Below are 15,555 nucleotides of genomic sequence, written 5' to 3'. Positions count from 1 at the left end.
TGACGGTGGAGACCCGCGATTCGGCCAACCTGCCATCTCCGACGCCGGCGGAAGCTCCTTCCTCAATTCCGCGCGGCCTTGGTGCGATTCTCCGGGACAGCACGAGTGAGCCTCATCCGCTCCCTAGATTGCCATGTAAGGTAGCGTCGGCGATCTGATTCCACTGGTCGCGTCGACCGCAAGTGCCGTTTCGGCATGCGCGCCTTCGGGTGGCGCAACGATTGATCGCGGTCGATCTGTAGTTCGCTTTGCAGGGGCACGATTTGAGGATCAGGCATATCGAAATCCGCAACTTCCGCGGCATCAAATCTTTCGCTTGGACAGTCTCCGGGGACTTGAACTGCATCATCGGATCCGGCGATGCGTGCAAGACGACGATCTTAACGGCATTGGATTTTGCCTTGTCGCCGCGCACGGCGCTCGTGTTCGATGACGCTGATTTCTTCAATCAAGTCGTTGATCACGACATCATCATTCAGGTCACGCTCGCCGGATGGGATCCGGCGCTGCCGCACATAAAGGGTTTCTTTCAAGAAAGCACATTCGCACGCTACCAGTGCGGCCTGGATCAGAATGGGCCGAAGCCCGAGCCTGATGCGGCCCCGGCATTTTCAATCAGCCTGCGGGTCGACAAGAGCCTTGAACCCAAGTGGTTCGCCGTAAAGGGGCGCGACGAGGGAGATGAGGTGGAACGGAAGCCCATCTATGCCGCGGAACGCGCATTCATAGGGCTCAGCCGTTTGGATTTCTTCTCTGACGCCAACTTTACATGGGGTCGAAATTCGATTCTGACCCGCCTCAGCGAGGGTTCGAAGAGCGGACTTCCAAGCGTCGTATCCGAACTGGCTCGTGAAATGCGCCAGAGTGATATCTCTCGCCACCCAAGCATCGCGCAATGCACAGTCGTAGCCGAGGGAGTGCGCGTTGAAGCGCGCAAAACTGGCGTCAATCTTGCGGAACTTACGCCGAGGATTGATGTGCAGCGCCAATCCATCGGTGCCGGGGTCATTTCCTTGCACGAAGGCCAAGTTCCCCTCCGCAACAAAGGCAGTGGGTCCAAGCGGCTCGTGGGAGCCGCTATGCAAATGAAGCTTCACAATGGCAAGAACATCGCCGTCATCGATGAGATCGAGCTCGGCCTGGAGCCACACCGGATTCGTGGCTTGCTCTTCAAGCTCAAGAGCTCGCAGCAACAGGTGTTTGCCACGACGCACTCCGCCGCTGTGATCCGCGAGCTCGATGCCACGAAGGATGAGCTTTGGGTGTGCAAGCGCGACAGCGCGGGGGTCGTCACCCTGAGGAGCCTCGGAACGGTGCCCGGCATTCAAGGCCCCGCACGCGCCAATGCAGAGTCACTCCTTGGCAATCGGATAGTCGCTTGCGAAGGAGTGACGGAAGTCGGATTGCTGCGCGCTTATGACATGTTCCGCTTCGATGCCAACAACGCCCCGGTGTGGAGCCTCGCCACCGCCTATTTCAATTGCGACGGTGCTTCCAAAATCCAGGCCAATGCGGAACGGCTCGCGGCGCTCGGCTATAGGACGGCCGTACTTTGTGACAGCGATGCTCCGGATCATCTCAGCCGCGAAGATATCGAGAAACTGAAACGCGATGGCATCCACGTTACCGAATGGGAATCCGGCAATGCGACCGAGCATCAATTGTTTGCTGAATTGCCGTGGCAGCACATCCCCACGCTGTTGACGAACATCGCTAGAGATCACGACAGCATTGAACTCGCGTCGATGGTCAATTCGATCATCAGGGAGCCCCGGGTCGCGACTCTCAATCTCGCGAACGATCCTCGACGTTGGTCTGATACACCGGCATTGAGAAAAGCGCTTGGCGACTTGGCGCATAAACAAAAATGGATCAAGCGCCTGGATTATGCGCGAAAGGCTTTTGAATTTGCGCTTCCGCAGCTTCCCGACGATGGCGCGCTCAAGACGCGACTGGCGTTGCTATGGGATTGGGTTCAGTCGGATGAGTGAGGCTGTCTATCAGGCGATAGGGCGCGCCCGGGCGGGATTTGTGGAAGCGCCAGCTGGCTGCGGAAAGACCGAGGCTATCGTCAGGACCGTCGGCGCGTTCTGCGACGGCTGTCAGCTCGTCTTGACGCACACGCATGCCGGTGTGGATGCGTTGCGGCAGCGCTTCCGCATGCACGGCGTTGCACGCGCCAAGTACCACGTCGATACGATCGCCGGTTGGGCTTGGGGCTGGGTCCGAATGTATCCGAGTAACGCCGCCTATCGCGGCCCGGTGGACATCGCCGCGTGGGGCGATGTTTATTCGGGAATGTGTAACCTGTTGCACAAGGATTTTGTCCAGCAAGGCATCCTGAATTCGTACAGCGGTGTTATCGTCGACGAGTATCAGGACTGTACCGCCCAGATGCATTCGGTCATCGTCGAACTCAAGCGGCTCCTGCCATGCCGCGTGCTCGGTGATGACCTTCAGGGCATCTTCGGCTTTCGCGACGAAGAGCCGATTGGCTGGTCCGACGTTCGGGCTGAATTCTGCTCCGATCTCGGCGCGCTTGAAACGCCCCATCGCTGGATCAAGGCAGGCAACGAAAGGCTCGGCCGTTGGCTTCTGGATTCACGCGATGACTTCCGGGCAGGGCGCGAACCGTCCTATCGCAATGCGCCCGTCGAGCGTCGGTCTATGACCTATAGTGACCTCAGCAAGAAGCTCATCGGCATCGTTCGCGCCAAGCAAGGCCGTATGTGCGTCATAGGGCACAAGGCGCGTCCGCTTCCGGCCGGCATCGAAACCTCGTTGGTAAGCCACCAGTTCCGCGTACTGGAACCAAATGACCTCAGTGTGCTTCAGGAGCTTTTGCGTGCGATCTGCGACGGCGAGTCGGTCAAGGCACCCAAGGCGGTCATGACCTTTTTCAAGCGCGTATTCGGCGCGCTCGGTCCCGACGACAAGCTATTCTTCCAGCGCATCCTCAGCAACAAGCCTCAGCGCGTCCTGCGCGCGGATCGGCGAGACCTTTGTAAAAAGCACAAAGAGGGCATAACGCCACGCCTGCTGTTCGATCTGCTGGAGTATGTCGGAAGCAATCCGGGCATTCCCTGCAAGCTTAAAGAGTCCGTGAGTGCTTTGCAGTGCATTCTTGAAGCGCATCTCGAGACCGGTGCCAGCCTCAAGACCCTCTACGCCGACGAGATCTCACGCCGGAAGTACCATAGCCGAAGCAGCGCCTATCGCTGCATTGGTAGCACTCTTCTGGTCAAAGGCCTTGAGTTCGACCACGCGATCGTCTTGAGGGCGCCGGACTGGCAAGACGGCTGGGGCACGCACAAGGACGTCTACGTCGCACTTACGCGGGGCGCGAAGAGCGCTACGCTCATCGACTTGATCAATCTCTCATAACGACGCGCCCCGGCCGGGGCTCGCCAAAGTGGGGTAACCGTTGCGCTCGCCAGTTACACACCCTACCATGATAACATGGTGCGCCTGTTTTGCCCGACGAATCAAACGACGCACGGCGTCATCCGAAATCCGCCGACGCTACGATCGTCGCTATCTGTACTGACCTTCGGAGCGTGACCGGAAACAGGCGGCGCTATCGGCAATAACGCGCTCAAGCATCGATTCAGACCCGTCACCACTCACCCTGCGCCGCTCTCCGACTTTTATCAGCCGCTTCAGATGCTTCGTCTGATCCAGCGGCCGCCGCGCCGGCGACCGCCGTCTACTGTGCATGGGGTTGTTTTAGACATTTTGTTGTCCGGTCACCGAAAGTACCCGCAGAGCAGTCGCAGCTTGAACCTGCTACCGCTACGCTCCGACCAACAGCATCCCGCCGTCCGGCAGGGAGACAGGTAACCCACGACGATGTTCGACAAGACCTACCGGCAGCGCCTCGAGGCTGATCTGGCGCAATGGGAGGCCGATGGCGTGATCGCGCCGGCGGCCGCGCTCTCCATCCGCAATGCGCTGCCGCCGCTGGCGCCCGGCATCAACATCGCGGTGGTCGTCGGCATCGTCGGCGGGCTGCTGATCGCCGCCGCCTTCCTGGCCTTCGTCGCGGCGCACTGGACCGAGATCGCGCGGCTGCTGCGGTTCGCGATCCTGCTTGCCGGCATGGTCGTTGCCGGCGGCCTCGGGGCGTGGTTCGCCGCGACGGGCCGCAGCGTGCTGGCCGATCTCTGCGCCAGCATCGGCGCCATCATCTTCGGTGCGGGCATCGCGCTGGTCGGCCAGATGTATCATCTCGGCGACGATTTTGCCGGCGGCATGCTGCTGTGGTCGATCGGCGCGTTTGCCACCGCACTGCTGACCGGCTCGCGCGGCGCGCTCGCGGTCGGCCTCGTCGCCGCCTGCATCTGGAGCTGCATGCGCATCCATGATGCGCCGGATGTGCTGCATCTTCCGTTCGTGATGGTCTGGCTGATCGCCGCCGCGCTTGCGCTGGCGTGGAATTCCCGCGTCGCCGCCCACCTCGTCGCGATCGCCGTGCTGCCGTGGTGGATCGCGACGTCGGTTCGATTCGACTTCGACGGCGCCCAGCCGTCCTTCCTGCTCGCGAACGGCGCGGCGCTGCTGTTCGGCGCCGGGCTCGCAATCGCGGCTGCGCCGTCGCCGCGGACGCTTCGGCTCGGGAGCGTTCTGTCGATCTACGGCGCGTTTGCGCTGGCCGTCGTCGTCTTCCTGGAGGTGGTCACGGTCGACGACCTCATCCGTTTGCGGACCGGCACTGATGCGGCCCAGCCGTTGTGGGCGATCCTGTGCGGAGCCGCGGGCGTGATCCTTGCGCTCGCGTCCGCCGCGCTCACCAGGCGCGCCGGTGAAGTTCTGGCGGGATGTTCGATCGGGCTCGTCCTGCTCGCGGCGCCGATCTGGCCGGCCTCCGCGGCCGGCGAACCCTGGTTCGCCTATGCCGCGCTGCTCTGCGCCATGCTGTGCCTCGTCGTCTCCGGCATGCTCGATGATGTCCGCCCGCGCATCGTCGCCGGCTGGCTCGGTATTGCCGGCGTCATCGCGGGCATCACCTGGGCGGTGAAGGGCTCGCTGCTGCGCCGCTCGGCCTTCCTTGCCGCGGCCGGCATCGTCGCCGTCGTGTTTGCCACCGCGCTCAATCGCGCGCTGCCGAGGGCTGGGCGATGAATGAGATGATCGCATCCGTCACGAGGCTCTGGCAGCGCATCCCGAAAGCCGTGCTGTTCGGCGCCGCCATCCTGCTGCAATGCCTGCTGCTGGTCCTGATGGTCGCCGATCGCATGCAGATCCTGCGCGAAGGCCGCGAGGTGACCCTGCAGACCCAGCCGGTCGATCCCCGCGACCTCCTGCGCGGCGACTATGTCGTGCTGCGCTACGACATCTCGCAACTGCCGGCAGGCGCGCTCGCCGGCACGCCCGCCTCCGAGCGCAAGCCAATCGTGTTCGTCAAGCTCGCGCCCAATGCCAATGGGCTTTACGAGGCCGTCTCGGTGCATGCCGCGCCTGTCCCGGTCACGGCGCCGGAAGTGCTGATCCGCGGCCGCGTCAATTATTCCTGCGGGTCCGGTCGCACCTTCTGCGACAAGCTGACGATCAAATACGGGCTCGAAAGCTATTTCGTGCCCGAAGGCGAGGGCAAGACGCTCGAGCAGGCCCGCAACCAGCAGAAGCTGCTTGTGGTCGCCTCCGTGCTGCCCTCGGGCCGCGCCGCCATCAAGCGCCTGCTGCTCGACGGCAAGCCGGTGTACGAGGAGCCGCTGTACTAGCCGCCGTTCATTTCGGCTGCGTCTTCAACGCCCGCCGCAGCACGTCCCACATCCGCGGGTCGTTCATGTGCGCCACATTGAACCGCATGAAGCCTGATGCCGTCTGCGCCACGCTGAACACGTTGCCCGGCGCGAGCACCACGTCCTCCTCGAGTGCGGCGCGCGCGACTGCAGTGGCGTCCCGCCCGCCCGCGAGACGGCACCAGAGGAAGAAGCCACCGTGCGGCATCAGCCATGGCTCGATGCCGAGCGCCTGAAGTTTTCGCGCGACGTCACGGCGCGTGCGGGTCAGCTTTTGCCTGAGCTCGTCCATGTGCTTGCGATAGCTGCCGCCGGCCAGCACGTTGGCGATGATCTCGGTCGCAACCGGGCTCGGGCCTCCGAAATGAGTTGCGACCTGGAGGTCGACGAGGTGTTCGATCCAGTCGGCGCGCGCGGCGATGTAGCCGCAGCGCACCGAGGCCGACAGCGTCTTGGAGAAGCTGCCGATGCGGATCACGCGGTTCAATCCATCGAGCGCGGCAAGGCGCGGCGAGCGCTCCGGCTCGAAGTCGCCGAAGATGTCGTCCTCGACGATGGTGAGGTCGTGAGTGGCCGCGGCAGTCAGGAGCCGGTGCGCGGTCTGAAGCGAGATCGTCGCGCCGGTGGGATTGTGCAGCGCTGAATTGGTGATGTAGAGCCTGGGACGTTCGCTGCTGAGGATCTGCTCGAAGCGCGCGACGTCCGGCCCCGACGGCGTGTAGGGCACGCTGACGATCCTGGCCTGATGCGCCCGCAGCAGTGCGCGAAAATTGAAGTAGCAGGGATCGTCGACCAGCACCGTGTCGCCGGGGCGGAGCAGGAAGCGGCAGATCAGGTCAGTTGCCTGCGTGCCCGAGCCCGTCAGCATCATCTGGTTGATCGAGGCCTCGATCTCGTCCTCGGCGAGGCGCGCAAGCAGCAGCCGGCGCAACGCGAGGGAGCCCGATGTCGAGCCGTAATTGGTCAGCACGCTCGCGTCGCTGCGGGCCAGCGCGCGGGTGGCGCGGCGCAGCGCCTCCTCCGGCATCCACTCAGGCGGCAGCCAGCCGCAGCCGGGCTTTGGCACGGCCGCGTCGGTGTCGAGCGATTGCCTGGAGACCCAGAACGGATCGACCGCCCGGTCGCGGCGCGGCTCGACTTCAGTCAACGCAAGCGGCGCAATGGCCGTCGGCGAAACATAGAAGCCCGAGCCGCGGCGGGCGCGGATCAGGCCCTCCGCGGCGAGGCGATCATAGGCTTCGACCACCGTGGACGGCGAAACACTCAGCGTCGCGGCCAGGCTCCGGATCGACGGCAGGCGGTCGCCGGCGCCGAGCGCGCGGCCGGCGACCTTCGCGCGGACCGCGCTCATCACGTCGATGGTCCGCGTTCCGCCGCGACCTTGCGTTTGAACCTCGTCCTCCAAAGTGTATGACCTTCCATACCCATACAGTTTTGCCGGATTGTACTGAAGTGTCGCTGGCGTGACCACCCACGAAGGCCGACTATCGCGACCTAAACGAGCGGGACGGACATGCAATCTGCGGGCGGCGGCTGGGGCAACGGGCTTCCAAATGGTCTCTTGGGCGTCATCATCTTCAGCGGCTCGCTGCCGGCGACGCGCGTCGCGGTCGGCGGCTTCTCCGCGTTGTTCCTGACCTCGGCGCGCGCGGTCATCGCGGCACTGATCGGTTTGGCCGTGCTCGGCCTGCTTCGTCAGGTGCGGCCGCAGCGAGGCGATCTCGTCTCGCTCGCCATCGTCTCCATCGGTGTCGTGGTCGGCTTCCCGCTGCTGACCGCGCTCGCGCTTCAGCACATCACCTCGGCGCATTCGATCGTCTTCATCGGCCTCTTGCCACTGTCGACTGCGATCTTCGCCGTGTTGCGTGGCGGCGAGCGGCCGCAGCCGATGTTCTGGCTGTTCGCGGTTCTCGGCAGTGCCACAGTGGCGGGCTTTGCGCTGTCGAATGACGGCACGGCCTCACTTACCGGCGATCTCCTGATGGTCGCCGCGATCGTGCTGTGCGGCCTCGGCTATGCCGAAGGCGCGGCGCTGTCACGCCGCCTCGGCGGCTGGCAGGTGATCTCCTGGGCGCTGCTGCTCGCCTTGCCGCTGATGCTGCCGGTCGCGGTCTGGAGCTGGCCGCCGACATGGAACGGCGTCAGTGCGCCCGCCTGGATCGGGCTTGCCTACGTCTCGATCTTCAGCATGTTCGTCGGCTTCATCTTCTGGTATCGCGGGCTCGCGATCGGCGGCATCGCCCGCGTCGGTCAATTGCAACAGCTTCAACCATTCTTCGGCCTCGCGCTCGCCGGCTTTCTGCTGCACGAGCCGATCGCATGGAGCATGATCGCCGCGACTGCGCTCGTGGTGGTCTGCGTCTTCTTCGCGCGGCGATATGCCTGAGGCCGCATCTCACGCCTGTCCCATCACCGTCTTCGTCAGCGCGCCTCTTGCAAACTTCTTCAGCGGCATCGGCTTGCCGAACAGAAAGCCCTGCACGAGGTCGAAGCCGAGCTCGTTCGCGGACACGAGGTCGGCGCGACTCTCGACGCCCTCGGCGACGGCGCGCACGCCATAGCCATGTGAAAGCTCGACGATGTGACGGCACACCGTGCGCTTGAGGCGGTCACTGCCGCTGCCGGTGACGAAGTGCCGGTCGGCCTTGAGCTTGATGAAGGGAATCTTGTCCAGATCCATCAGCGACGGCCAGTTGGCGCCGAGATTGTCGATCGACAGGCCGATATTGTGCAGCCGCACCTCGCGCGCGACCTCGGCGAGGAGATCGAGTTCGCGGATCGCCTCCTCGCTGTCGATCTCGATCGTCAGTCCGCCGAAGGCCGGATGCGTCGGTACGCGGCGGCAGAGATCTCGCACGGCCTGCGGCTCCTTCAGATACGACGCGGGCAGGTTGATCGAGAGATCGACCTGGCTCTGCTGCTCCAGCAGATAGTGCCAGTCCTGCACGGCGCGCTCGATCACGAACTCCGAGAGGTCGCGCAGGTGCGGATCGTGCTCTTCGGGGATGAAATAGGCCGGCGGCACCACGCCCCAGGTCGGATGCCGCATCCGCACCAGCGCCTCGGCGCCGCAGCGGATCAGCGTGCGCGCGTCGATCTTGGGCTGGTACCAGAGCTCGAGCCAGCCGGCATGCAGGGCCTCCCCGACATGCACGGCCGGGCTCGGCGCCGGCTCGTCCGGCAGCAGCATCGCGACGCGATCGCGCAGCGTCTCCGCGGCAAAGGGCGTTGTCAGCGGCGGCAGCATTGCAAGGCCATATTCCTCGCCGACCTGCTGCACCGCCCTGACGATGATCGACTCGCGGGCGCCCACGGCCAGAACCTTGCCGTCGAACGCCTCGCGCACCAGCGTCTGCAGAAACTGTCCGGGCTCGATGCCGTCGGCAGCAATGCCGAGCAGGATCAGGTCCGGCAGGTCGCTCGTCAGCACGGCCTGCAGCTCGTCGGCGCTGGCGCATTCGCTGGTGACGAAGCCGAGATCCTCCAGCACCTCGGCGAGGAACGCGCGCAGATGGCGCTTGCCGTCGGCGACGCATGCGCGCGGCGTTACCTTTCGCCGTCCGAAGGTTTTTGGCCTCCGTCCGGCGAGCTCAACAATTTCATCGTTCATCGCAAACCACTCCCGTTCCGCGACCGGTGTTAGCGATGGGAGCAGTTTCAAATATGGAGGGCTTCAGCCGTTCACTGGATTATCTGGGTAACGTTAAAGCCCGCATCACTTCTAAAATTGTCCGGATCTCGTTGCAGAAGTTTTTACGTCTGCCCGCGTGCCGGCGCGCCGGCATGTGACAATCATGTGAGATTTTCGTGCGGCGCAGTTTTCCGGCGCATGTGCGCAGTGTCCTGCAATTGGACGGGGCGGGGCGCGCTTCGCCCAATTGAATAATGCCCGCCTCAATTGCTGGTCGTCTTGTCGTGCTGAGCGGTGCGGCCGCCTGATCGCCAGACTTATTTCACGCGATGCGGCGTTGCGCGTGACGGATCCGCGACAACGCATCCGGGCGTGCGGGCGCAAATGTGAAGCACATCACATGCGTATTGCTGCACCTGCGCTAATGCTCAGCGCAGCCGGTGGTGGGCTGTCGAGGACTACAGCTATGTCGATGCGGCGAGTGATGTATTGGTGGTTCAGATTCGTGCTGTCAGGGCGATTTCTCGATCGCTTCCTGTGCCTGCCGCGTTAGCTGTGCGGTATCAGGTCTGCCCGATCAATTTGCGAAACGCCGCCGCGCCATCCTGCACAGCGTCGCGTCCCTTCCAGGCCAGATAGGACAGCTTGCCGCCAAGCGTGTCGTGACTGCGCAGCCGGCGTGAGCCGAGAATGTGTCCGACATTGGAGGGGAAGCGGCTGACCTCGGCGGACACCAGCGTCGCGATCGCGTCCATCAATTGCTGCAGCCGGACACCCCATTCGCAACTCTCGATGCCGTCGATGCGGACCTTGAGCGCATATTCGGTGTCGTAGATTTCGGTGAGCAGGTCGCGGGCGACCAGCACCCGGTTGTGCCGGAGCGCGACCCTGAGAGCGAGGCGCTTGTCGTCGAGCCGGTCGAGCACCATGGCAACGACGCAGGCATAGGGCGTGGCGGCGACGTCGGCCGCGCTCTTGCTTGCCGCGGCTTTGGTGGCGAGGCGCACCAATTGCCATGAGGTCTTGAGGCGCCTCGCCACCAGCGCCAGCGCGAAGGGCAGCGCCTCGGGATGGGACTTCTTGAAGGCGTCGAGCTGTGCCGTGATCTGGGCAACCTGGCCGTCGTCGAACTTCGCGATTGTCGCGGGCAGCTTCTCGTTGAACTTCGGCAGCGCGTCGCCGGCGCGCAGCACATGTTGCATCTTCCTGACGTCGTCGAAGGCGGTGCGCGAAGCCGTGTACTGCGCGAGCTTGGCGCGCGCGAACTCGGTGCTCTCCGCTGATGCGAGGGTATTCTCGAGGACCTTGATGACCTTGGTCTGGAAGGTCGAGGCGGTCTTCAGCACTTCCTTCGGGTTGTTGGCCGCGACCTGGTCGTTGATCGCCTTGATGTAGTCGCGCGCCATGGTCGGCAGCAGGTCGCGGCAGATCCACTCCCAGATCGGGGTGAGCGTGTTGCGCGAGATCCGACCCATATTCGAATGCTCAGGCGCGCCGTCGATCAGCAGCAGCTCGAGCGGGGCGAAGAAGTAGCGTGAGGGGCTGGCGGCGCGCGCCTGGGTTGATCCGTCCTTGCGGAACTCGGCGCGCAAGCGGGCCTGGACGGCGGTCGAGCCCGGCATGTCGATGCCGCACAGCTCGAGCCGCTCGAGCTCGCTGAGCAGACAGCTGCGCGACAGCGGCGTCAGCTTCTGCAAGAACTCCGATAGCTGGTCGATCTCGTTCATGGCACGCAATCTTCTGCAACGATTCCAGCAGACCTACCGGCCTAATGCGTGGAGGCATTTGCGCGCTCTCAATTGTGACATAGAGAAGCAAGTCGCCGTTAATTTATCCGTAAAATCCGGAGCCCGCGGACGTCCGGTCTGGAGGCGACTGTTAAGGAGGCTTTCGCCTGATTGCCCATGATTTGGGCACATTTATCAACCCTGACATAGTCAGCGGCGCTAGCGCACAAGCACAAATTGTGCCCTCTCCAACTTTTTAGCACAGAACTGCCAAAATTACCGTAGTCTTACGGAGAAAAAAGTTAATCACAGAATGCACTGAGTTCCGCTAAACGAGTCACATGGGGTCACAGAACGATACGGCCACTGATTCGCGACCGTCGGAATGGTTCGAAAGCAGCACCGCTCCGACCGAAGAGCTCGACTACGTTCGCCTGAACGCGGCTCGCGCCAAGGCTGCCGACGAAATGGCCGCCGCCATCGCCCGTGAACTCAACGGCCCCCTGACCGCGCTTCTGCTCTACATGGGTGAGATCAAGCATCACAGCGATCAGCTCGCGCCCGTGACGGGCGACCGCGCCTATCTGCAGCGGGTGATCGAGAACGCGCTGGCGCAGACCGAGCGCGTTTGCGGCGTGGTCAAGCAGCTTGCCGGTCCTCACAAGGCCGGCTTGCCGATCCCGTCCAGAACCGAGGACGCCGAAACGCAGGTCGTCCGTGCACCGCAGCCGCAGCGTACGCCTAACGCGGAGTTGTCGGGCCAGAAGCGGCTGACCAAGCGCGAACGCGAGGTGCTGAGGCTGATCAGCGAGGGCTACTCGAACAAGCAGGGTGCGCTGCGGATGCAGATCAGTCCGCGTACCTTCGAGAGCCATCGCGCCGAGGCGATGCGCAAGCTCGGTGCGCGCAACACCGCGGACCTCGTCCGTGCGGCGCTGCTCTATTCGATCGATTGAAGGTCAGTTGTTGCGCCGCCGCTGGCGGCGCAGGCCGGCTCCGAACCCGCTTGCGCTCAGAGATAGTCTTCGGCGAAGGGACGCGACCGCGAGCCGGGCCGCAGCGGCTTGATCGCTTCCTTCGGCGCGTTCGGGATGATCGTGATGGTCCAGCGCGGAGGGGTGCTCGATTCCTGCTCCAGCACCGAGCGCACGAAGCCTGTCACCGTCGACTCGCCTGCCTTCACCGTGGCCATCCGGCCGTTGAACTGGGCGATGCGGAAGCGGCGAACCTCTTTCTGGTCCGCGGTCTCGTAGGTGAACATGGAAACCCTCCTGGTTTCCGGTGAATATCGCCGGCCATGATTAGCCATCTGTGAAAATCCCAAACCGTAGAAGTACGGCGGGTGTTGCACGCGTTTCGCTAGACCTGCGGCTCCTGGACGCGCCCGGCGGCATAGGCGGCATCCATCAGATCGAGGAGATCGCAGAATTCGGTCTCGCCGAGCGCCTCTGCGGACGCCTCCAGTCGCAACGCCAGCGCTGCCAGCCTGAGATAGCCGAACGTCCCGGCAGCGCTCTTCAGCGAATGCGCTTCGCGCGCGATCCTGGCGTGGTGCTGCGCGAGCGCGAGCGTGCGGAACAATTGCAGGCGCGCGCTGGTCTCGCTCCAGAACACGGCTCGAACTTCGCTGGCGCCGTCGTCGCCGATCTCGCGCACCAGCGCCTGGTATGCGCCCGGCTCGCGCGCGGGTTCGGCATCGAGCGCCATTTGCGCGGGCGCAACGGTCACTTCAAACATGGCTCTGTCGATCTTGATCACGGTTGGTCTGTCGCGCCGCCCGTCCGGCGCGAGGCACGCCCATGTCTACGACATTCGGATTTCAGTTCCGGTAGCAGGACAGCAGGTGTTTGCGGGCTCGCGTTAGCTGCCGGTTTACCACGCAGCCCTGCCGGTCAGCGCGCCCCGAGCAGCCGGTCGTACTGGCCCTTCACGGTGGCGTAACATTCGCACGCCGTCTGGCGCAGGCCCTCCAGGTTGAGGATCTGGATGTGCCCGCGGCTGTAGTGAATGAAATTCGCCTGCTGCAACGTATTGGCGACCAGTGACACGCTGTTGCGCCGCGCCCCGATCATCTGCGCCATCGCCTCCTGGGTCAGCAGCAGCCGGTAGTCACCCGACAGGTCGTGGGTATGCAGCAGGCAGCGCGACAGCCGCGATTCCACCGGATGGGCGGCGTTGCAGCCCGCGGTCTGCTGGACCTGCGCGTAGACCGCCAGCCCGTGACGCGTGAGCAGCGTCCGCAGGGTGCTGCTCTGGTCGGCTATGACTCGCAGCCGGTCGAGGTCCATCACGGAGGCGACGCCCGGAACCAGCACGACCGCCGTGTTCAGCGCGCAGGCATCGCCCATGGTCGAGAGCGTGCCAAGCAGGCTGTCGCGGCCGACCATGGCGACCTGCACATTTTCGCCCTTGGCGAGTTTCACCACCAGCGAGATGACGCCGCGGTGGGGAAAGTAGGCGCGCTTGAGCGTTTCGCCGGTTTCGACCAGGACCGCTTCATGCGGCAGATCAATCGTGCGCAGATGCGGGCGGATCAACTCGTAATCGTCCGCCGACAACGCGGACAGGAAACCGTTGGGTGGGCGCACTATCGTTTCCAAAGCTGCCTCCCGTCTCGTCAGCGAAGCGGAGTTTGACGATCTCCTGCACTGGTAAGTTTCATCATGTTCACGACGGGATATATTGGCAATTGGTACTTTGTTATCCGGGTAATTACGCGATCGTCAGATGCTGCCTGTGTGCACGGCGGCATGCAGCCGGGTGCGTCCTCCGCCAGCGTCATTGCCGGATTCCGATCAAGGCTGCGTGGCGGGCCTTTACGACCGCATGACAATTACAGGACGTCGTCTCCAACGCGCGCAGGTCGATGATCTCGATCTGGCCGCGGGTGTAGTGAATGATGCCGGCGCGCTGGAGTGCGTTTGCGACGAGGGAAATCGCGTTGCGCCGTACGCCCATCATCTGCGCCAGTGCCTCCTGAGTCAGCGGGAGGACTTTGCTGTCGGAGAGGTCGTGTGCGCGCAACAGCCAGCGCGCCAGCCGGGCTTCGACCGGATGCAGCGTATTGCAGAGCAACGCTTGCTGCGCGTGCGCGAGCATGACTTGTTCATGGCGAATCATCAAGTTGCGGAACCGCGCGCTTGCGGCGGCGACCGCGCGGAAAGCCGCGATCTCCAGCATGGCGGCAGCACCTGGGAACAGCACGATGGCGTCTGCCGGAGCGACGCCATCGGCGAGTGCCGCCCCGCCGCCCACGACGCTGTCGCGGCCCAGCATGGCAACCTCGATCATCTGTCCTTCGGAAAGGCCCACCGTGATCGAGACGGATCCGCTGTGCGGGAAGTAGACGTGGCGTAACGTAGCGCCAGCTTCTCCCAAGGCAGCCCCCCTGACCAATTCAACCGTTTCCAGGTAGGAGCGCAGCAGATCGAAGTCTGCAACGCCGAGCATTTGCAGCAACTGGTTTGGCGGCTGGCTTGCGCTCATGCAGAGATCCATCTGGTGCGTTCATCGACAAATCGATGCCGCGCATCATCTTCGTGATCCAGTTGCACGTCAATCCAACCATATTGTAAAGGTTGTAGTGTCGTCGATATACCCTGTTGGGGGGGCAGGCAGACCGTCGCATCTACGGCGGAAATAAGAATGGCGCGCTGATTCTCTCATGAACTCGGAGCGTCCGTCCCGTTCGGGTCGGCGGGATAAAGCGGCAAGGGGGCAAACGGGGACAGGAGATCTGCACCATATTCTCGTTGTCGACGACGATCCGATGGTGTGCATGGCCATCGAGATCTATCTCCAGCGGAACAATTTCCAGGTGACGATCGCCGAAGGAGGAGAAGCCGGATTGCGCGCTCTCGAAGACGGGCGGTTCGATCTCATGATGATCGACATCTTCATGCCCCACATGCGAGGTTTCGAGCCGATCCGGATCTTCCACGAGCGCGCGCGGCCATTCCGCTCATCGCGATGTCCGGCTACGCCTTCGCGAATCTGAACTCGCCCGCTCCCAACTTCCTACGAATGGCGCTGGAGCTCGGTGCGGCGCGTTGCCTTCGCAAGCCGTTCACGCCGGATGCGTTGCTCGCCGCCATCAATAATTGCCTTGCCGAGCACCGCGCCGCCGCCGCGCGACTGGGTTAGCGCGTTATCAATCGCGACTTCCGCGAAATAAGTTTCCGTTTACCGCAAGCGCGTGTCTTGCGGATCTCGGCAAGTGGCGGCGCGAGCGCCTCTGATTGCGGGTGATTTGATTCAATTCGCGCGGTCCGTGCATATGCTGCCGCGATGACAGGATTTTTCGGGCACGTCGAAACGCCGTTATCGGTGCGTTTACCCAGGGCGCCGATGCGAGAGACGTCGCGCGGCTCCCGCCGGAAAACGCTATCGGATGCGGTCGAACGGCAAACTTCGCTTCAATATCCGTATTAGCACGGAGGCTGAAATTAACGGGACC

13 protein-coding genes and 1 pseudogene are annotated in these 15,555 nt (G+C 63.5%); 7 read left to right on the top strand and 7 right to left on the bottom strand.

Features of this window, described 5'->3' with window-relative positions:
- Positions 1 to 248: 248 nt before the first annotated feature.
- The 4 genes from WHZ77_RS32370 (at position 249) to WHZ77_RS32355 (ending at position 5,720) form a co-directional block, all read left to right on the top strand.
- Complete coding sequence (locus WHZ77_RS32370; protein ID WP_375311639.1) at positions 249 to 1,991, top strand: ATP-dependent endonuclease; 1,743 nt, start codon at positions 249 to 251, stop codon at positions 1,989 to 1,991.
- On the top strand, positions 1,984 to 3,384 hold the full coding sequence (locus tag WHZ77_RS32365) for a UvrD-helicase domain-containing protein (protein WP_375311638.1): 1,401 nt from the start codon (positions 1,984 to 1,986) through the stop codon (positions 3,382 to 3,384). Before WHZ77_RS32370 ends, WHZ77_RS32365 begins: the two co-directional genes overlap by 8 nt.
- A 465-nt stretch (positions 3,385 to 3,849) precedes the next feature.
- Complete coding sequence (locus WHZ77_RS32360; protein ID WP_375311637.1) at positions 3,850 to 5,121, top strand: DUF2157 domain-containing protein; 1,272 nt, start codon at positions 3,850 to 3,852, stop codon at positions 5,119 to 5,121.
- A complete protein-coding gene (locus tag WHZ77_RS32355) occupies positions 5,118 to 5,720 on the top strand; it encodes a GDYXXLXY domain-containing protein (RefSeq protein ID WP_375311636.1) in 603 nt (200 codons plus the stop codon). Before WHZ77_RS32360 ends, WHZ77_RS32355 begins: the two co-directional genes overlap by 4 nt.
- A 7-nt stretch (positions 5,721 to 5,727) precedes the next feature.
- Here WHZ77_RS32355 and WHZ77_RS32350 read toward each other — a convergent pair whose 3' ends face one another.
- Positions 5,728 to 7,092 carry a PLP-dependent aminotransferase family protein gene (locus tag WHZ77_RS32350; RefSeq protein ID WP_375311635.1) on the bottom strand — a complete coding sequence of 455 codons (1,365 nt, stop codon included), beginning with the start codon at positions 7,090 to 7,092 and terminating at the stop codon, positions 5,728 to 5,730.
- 162 nt (positions 7,093 to 7,254) lie between these two features.
- Between WHZ77_RS32350 and WHZ77_RS32345 the strand changes: the two genes are divergently transcribed.
- Entirely contained in the window at positions 7,255 to 8,127 is an 873-nt protein-coding gene (locus WHZ77_RS32345; RefSeq protein WP_375311634.1) for a DMT family transporter, read from the top strand.
- Between the two features lie 9 nt (positions 8,128 to 8,136).
- On the opposite strand, the gene WHZ77_RS32340 is transcribed toward WHZ77_RS32345, so the two are convergent.
- Complete coding sequence (locus tag WHZ77_RS32340) at positions 8,137 to 9,351, bottom strand: EAL domain-containing protein (RefSeq protein ID WP_375311633.1); 1,215 nt, start codon at positions 9,349 to 9,351, stop codon at positions 8,137 to 8,139.
- Between the two features lie 584 nt (positions 9,352 to 9,935).
- Positions 9,936 to 11,099, bottom strand: a complete 1,164-nt coding sequence (locus WHZ77_RS32335; protein ID WP_375311632.1) for a hypothetical protein — start codon at positions 11,097 to 11,099, stop codon at positions 9,936 to 9,938.
- Positions 11,100 to 11,440: 341 nt separating this feature from the next.
- Here WHZ77_RS32335 and WHZ77_RS32330 point away from each other — a divergent pair, with 341 nt between their 5' ends.
- On the top strand, positions 11,441 to 12,055 hold the full coding sequence (locus WHZ77_RS32330; RefSeq protein ID WP_375311631.1) for a response regulator transcription factor: 615 nt from the start codon (positions 11,441 to 11,443) through the stop codon (positions 12,053 to 12,055).
- 56 nt (positions 12,056 to 12,111) lie between these two features.
- On the opposite strand, the gene WHZ77_RS32325 is transcribed toward WHZ77_RS32330, so the two are convergent.
- The 4 genes from WHZ77_RS32325 to WHZ77_RS32310 all read right to left on the bottom strand — a co-directional run bounded on the left by WHZ77_RS32325 (position 12,112) and on the right by WHZ77_RS32310 (position 14,585).
- Complete coding sequence (locus tag WHZ77_RS32325) at positions 12,112 to 12,360, bottom strand: hypothetical protein (protein WP_375311630.1); 249 nt, start codon at positions 12,358 to 12,360, stop codon at positions 12,112 to 12,114.
- Positions 12,361 to 12,458: 98 nt separating this feature from the next.
- Positions 12,459 to 12,836 (bottom strand): Hpt domain-containing protein, encoded by a 378-nt coding sequence (locus WHZ77_RS32320; RefSeq protein WP_375311629.1) that lies wholly within the window; start codon positions 12,834 to 12,836, stop codon positions 12,459 to 12,461.
- Positions 12,837 to 12,991: 155 nt separating this feature from the next.
- Positions 12,992 to 13,690 carry a Crp/Fnr family transcriptional regulator gene (locus WHZ77_RS32315; RefSeq protein ID WP_375314863.1) on the bottom strand — a complete coding sequence of 233 codons (699 nt, stop codon included), beginning with the start codon at positions 13,688 to 13,690 and terminating at the stop codon, positions 12,992 to 12,994.
- Positions 13,691 to 13,877: 187 nt separating this feature from the next.
- The gene (locus WHZ77_RS32310) at positions 13,878 to 14,585 is read right to left on the bottom strand and encodes a Crp/Fnr family transcriptional regulator (RefSeq protein ID WP_375311628.1); all 708 of its coding nucleotides are present in this window, start codon (positions 14,583 to 14,585) and stop codon (positions 13,878 to 13,880) included.
- Positions 14,586 to 14,835: 250 nt separating this feature from the next.
- Here WHZ77_RS32310 and WHZ77_RS32305 point away from each other — a divergent pair.
- Positions 14,836 to 15,242 (top strand): annotated as a pseudogene (locus WHZ77_RS32305) (response regulator).
- Positions 15,243 to 15,555: the final 313 nt, after the last annotated feature.

The sequence above is a fragment of the Bradyrhizobium sp. A5 genome, from assembly GCF_042076515.1.
GTDB classification, from domain to species: domain Bacteria; phylum Pseudomonadota; class Alphaproteobacteria; order Rhizobiales; family Xanthobacteraceae; genus Bradyrhizobium; species Bradyrhizobium cosmicum.
Note: the sequence above shows the minus strand (reverse complement) of the source record. Positions and strands in the feature narration are given on the sequence as shown.

What these genes read in the sequence shown, in the direction of transcription:
- WHZ77_RS32320 (WP_375311629.1), bottom strand. Translation starts at nt 12,836, where the DNA reads ATGTTTGAAGTGACCGTTGCGCCCGCGCAAATGGCGCTCGATGCCGAA.
- WHZ77_RS32310 (WP_375311628.1), bottom strand. Translation starts at nt 14,585, where the DNA reads ATGAGCGCAAGCCAGCCGCCAAACCAGTTGCTGCAAATGCTCGGCGTT.
- WHZ77_RS32335 (WP_375311632.1), bottom strand. Translation starts at nt 11,099, where the DNA reads ATGAACGAGATCGACCAGCTATCGGAGTTCTTGCAGAAGCTGACGCCG.
- WHZ77_RS32360 (WP_375311637.1), top strand. Translation starts at nt 3,850, where the DNA reads ATGTTCGACAAGACCTACCGGCAGCGCCTCGAGGCTGATCTGGCGCAA.
- WHZ77_RS32330 (WP_375311631.1), top strand. Translation starts at nt 11,441, where the DNA reads ATGGGGTCACAGAACGATACGGCCACTGATTCGCGACCGTCGGAATGG.
- WHZ77_RS32355 (WP_375311636.1), top strand. Translation starts at nt 5,118, where the DNA reads ATGAATGAGATGATCGCATCCGTCACGAGGCTCTGGCAGCGCATCCCG.
- WHZ77_RS32350 (WP_375311635.1), bottom strand. Translation starts at nt 7,092, where the DNA reads ATGAGCGCGGTCCGCGCGAAGGTCGCCGGCCGCGCGCTCGGCGCCGGC.
- WHZ77_RS32365 (WP_375311638.1), top strand. Translation starts at nt 1,984, where the DNA reads ATGAGTGAGGCTGTCTATCAGGCGATAGGGCGCGCCCGGGCGGGATTT.
- WHZ77_RS32340 (WP_375311633.1), bottom strand. Translation starts at nt 9,351, where the DNA reads ATGAACGATGAAATTGTTGAGCTCGCCGGACGGAGGCCAAAAACCTTC.
- WHZ77_RS32345 (WP_375311634.1), top strand. Translation starts at nt 7,255, where the DNA reads ATGCAATCTGCGGGCGGCGGCTGGGGCAACGGGCTTCCAAATGGTCTC.
- WHZ77_RS32325 (WP_375311630.1), bottom strand. Translation starts at nt 12,360, where the DNA reads ATGTTCACCTACGAGACCGCGGACCAGAAAGAGGTTCGCCGCTTCCGC.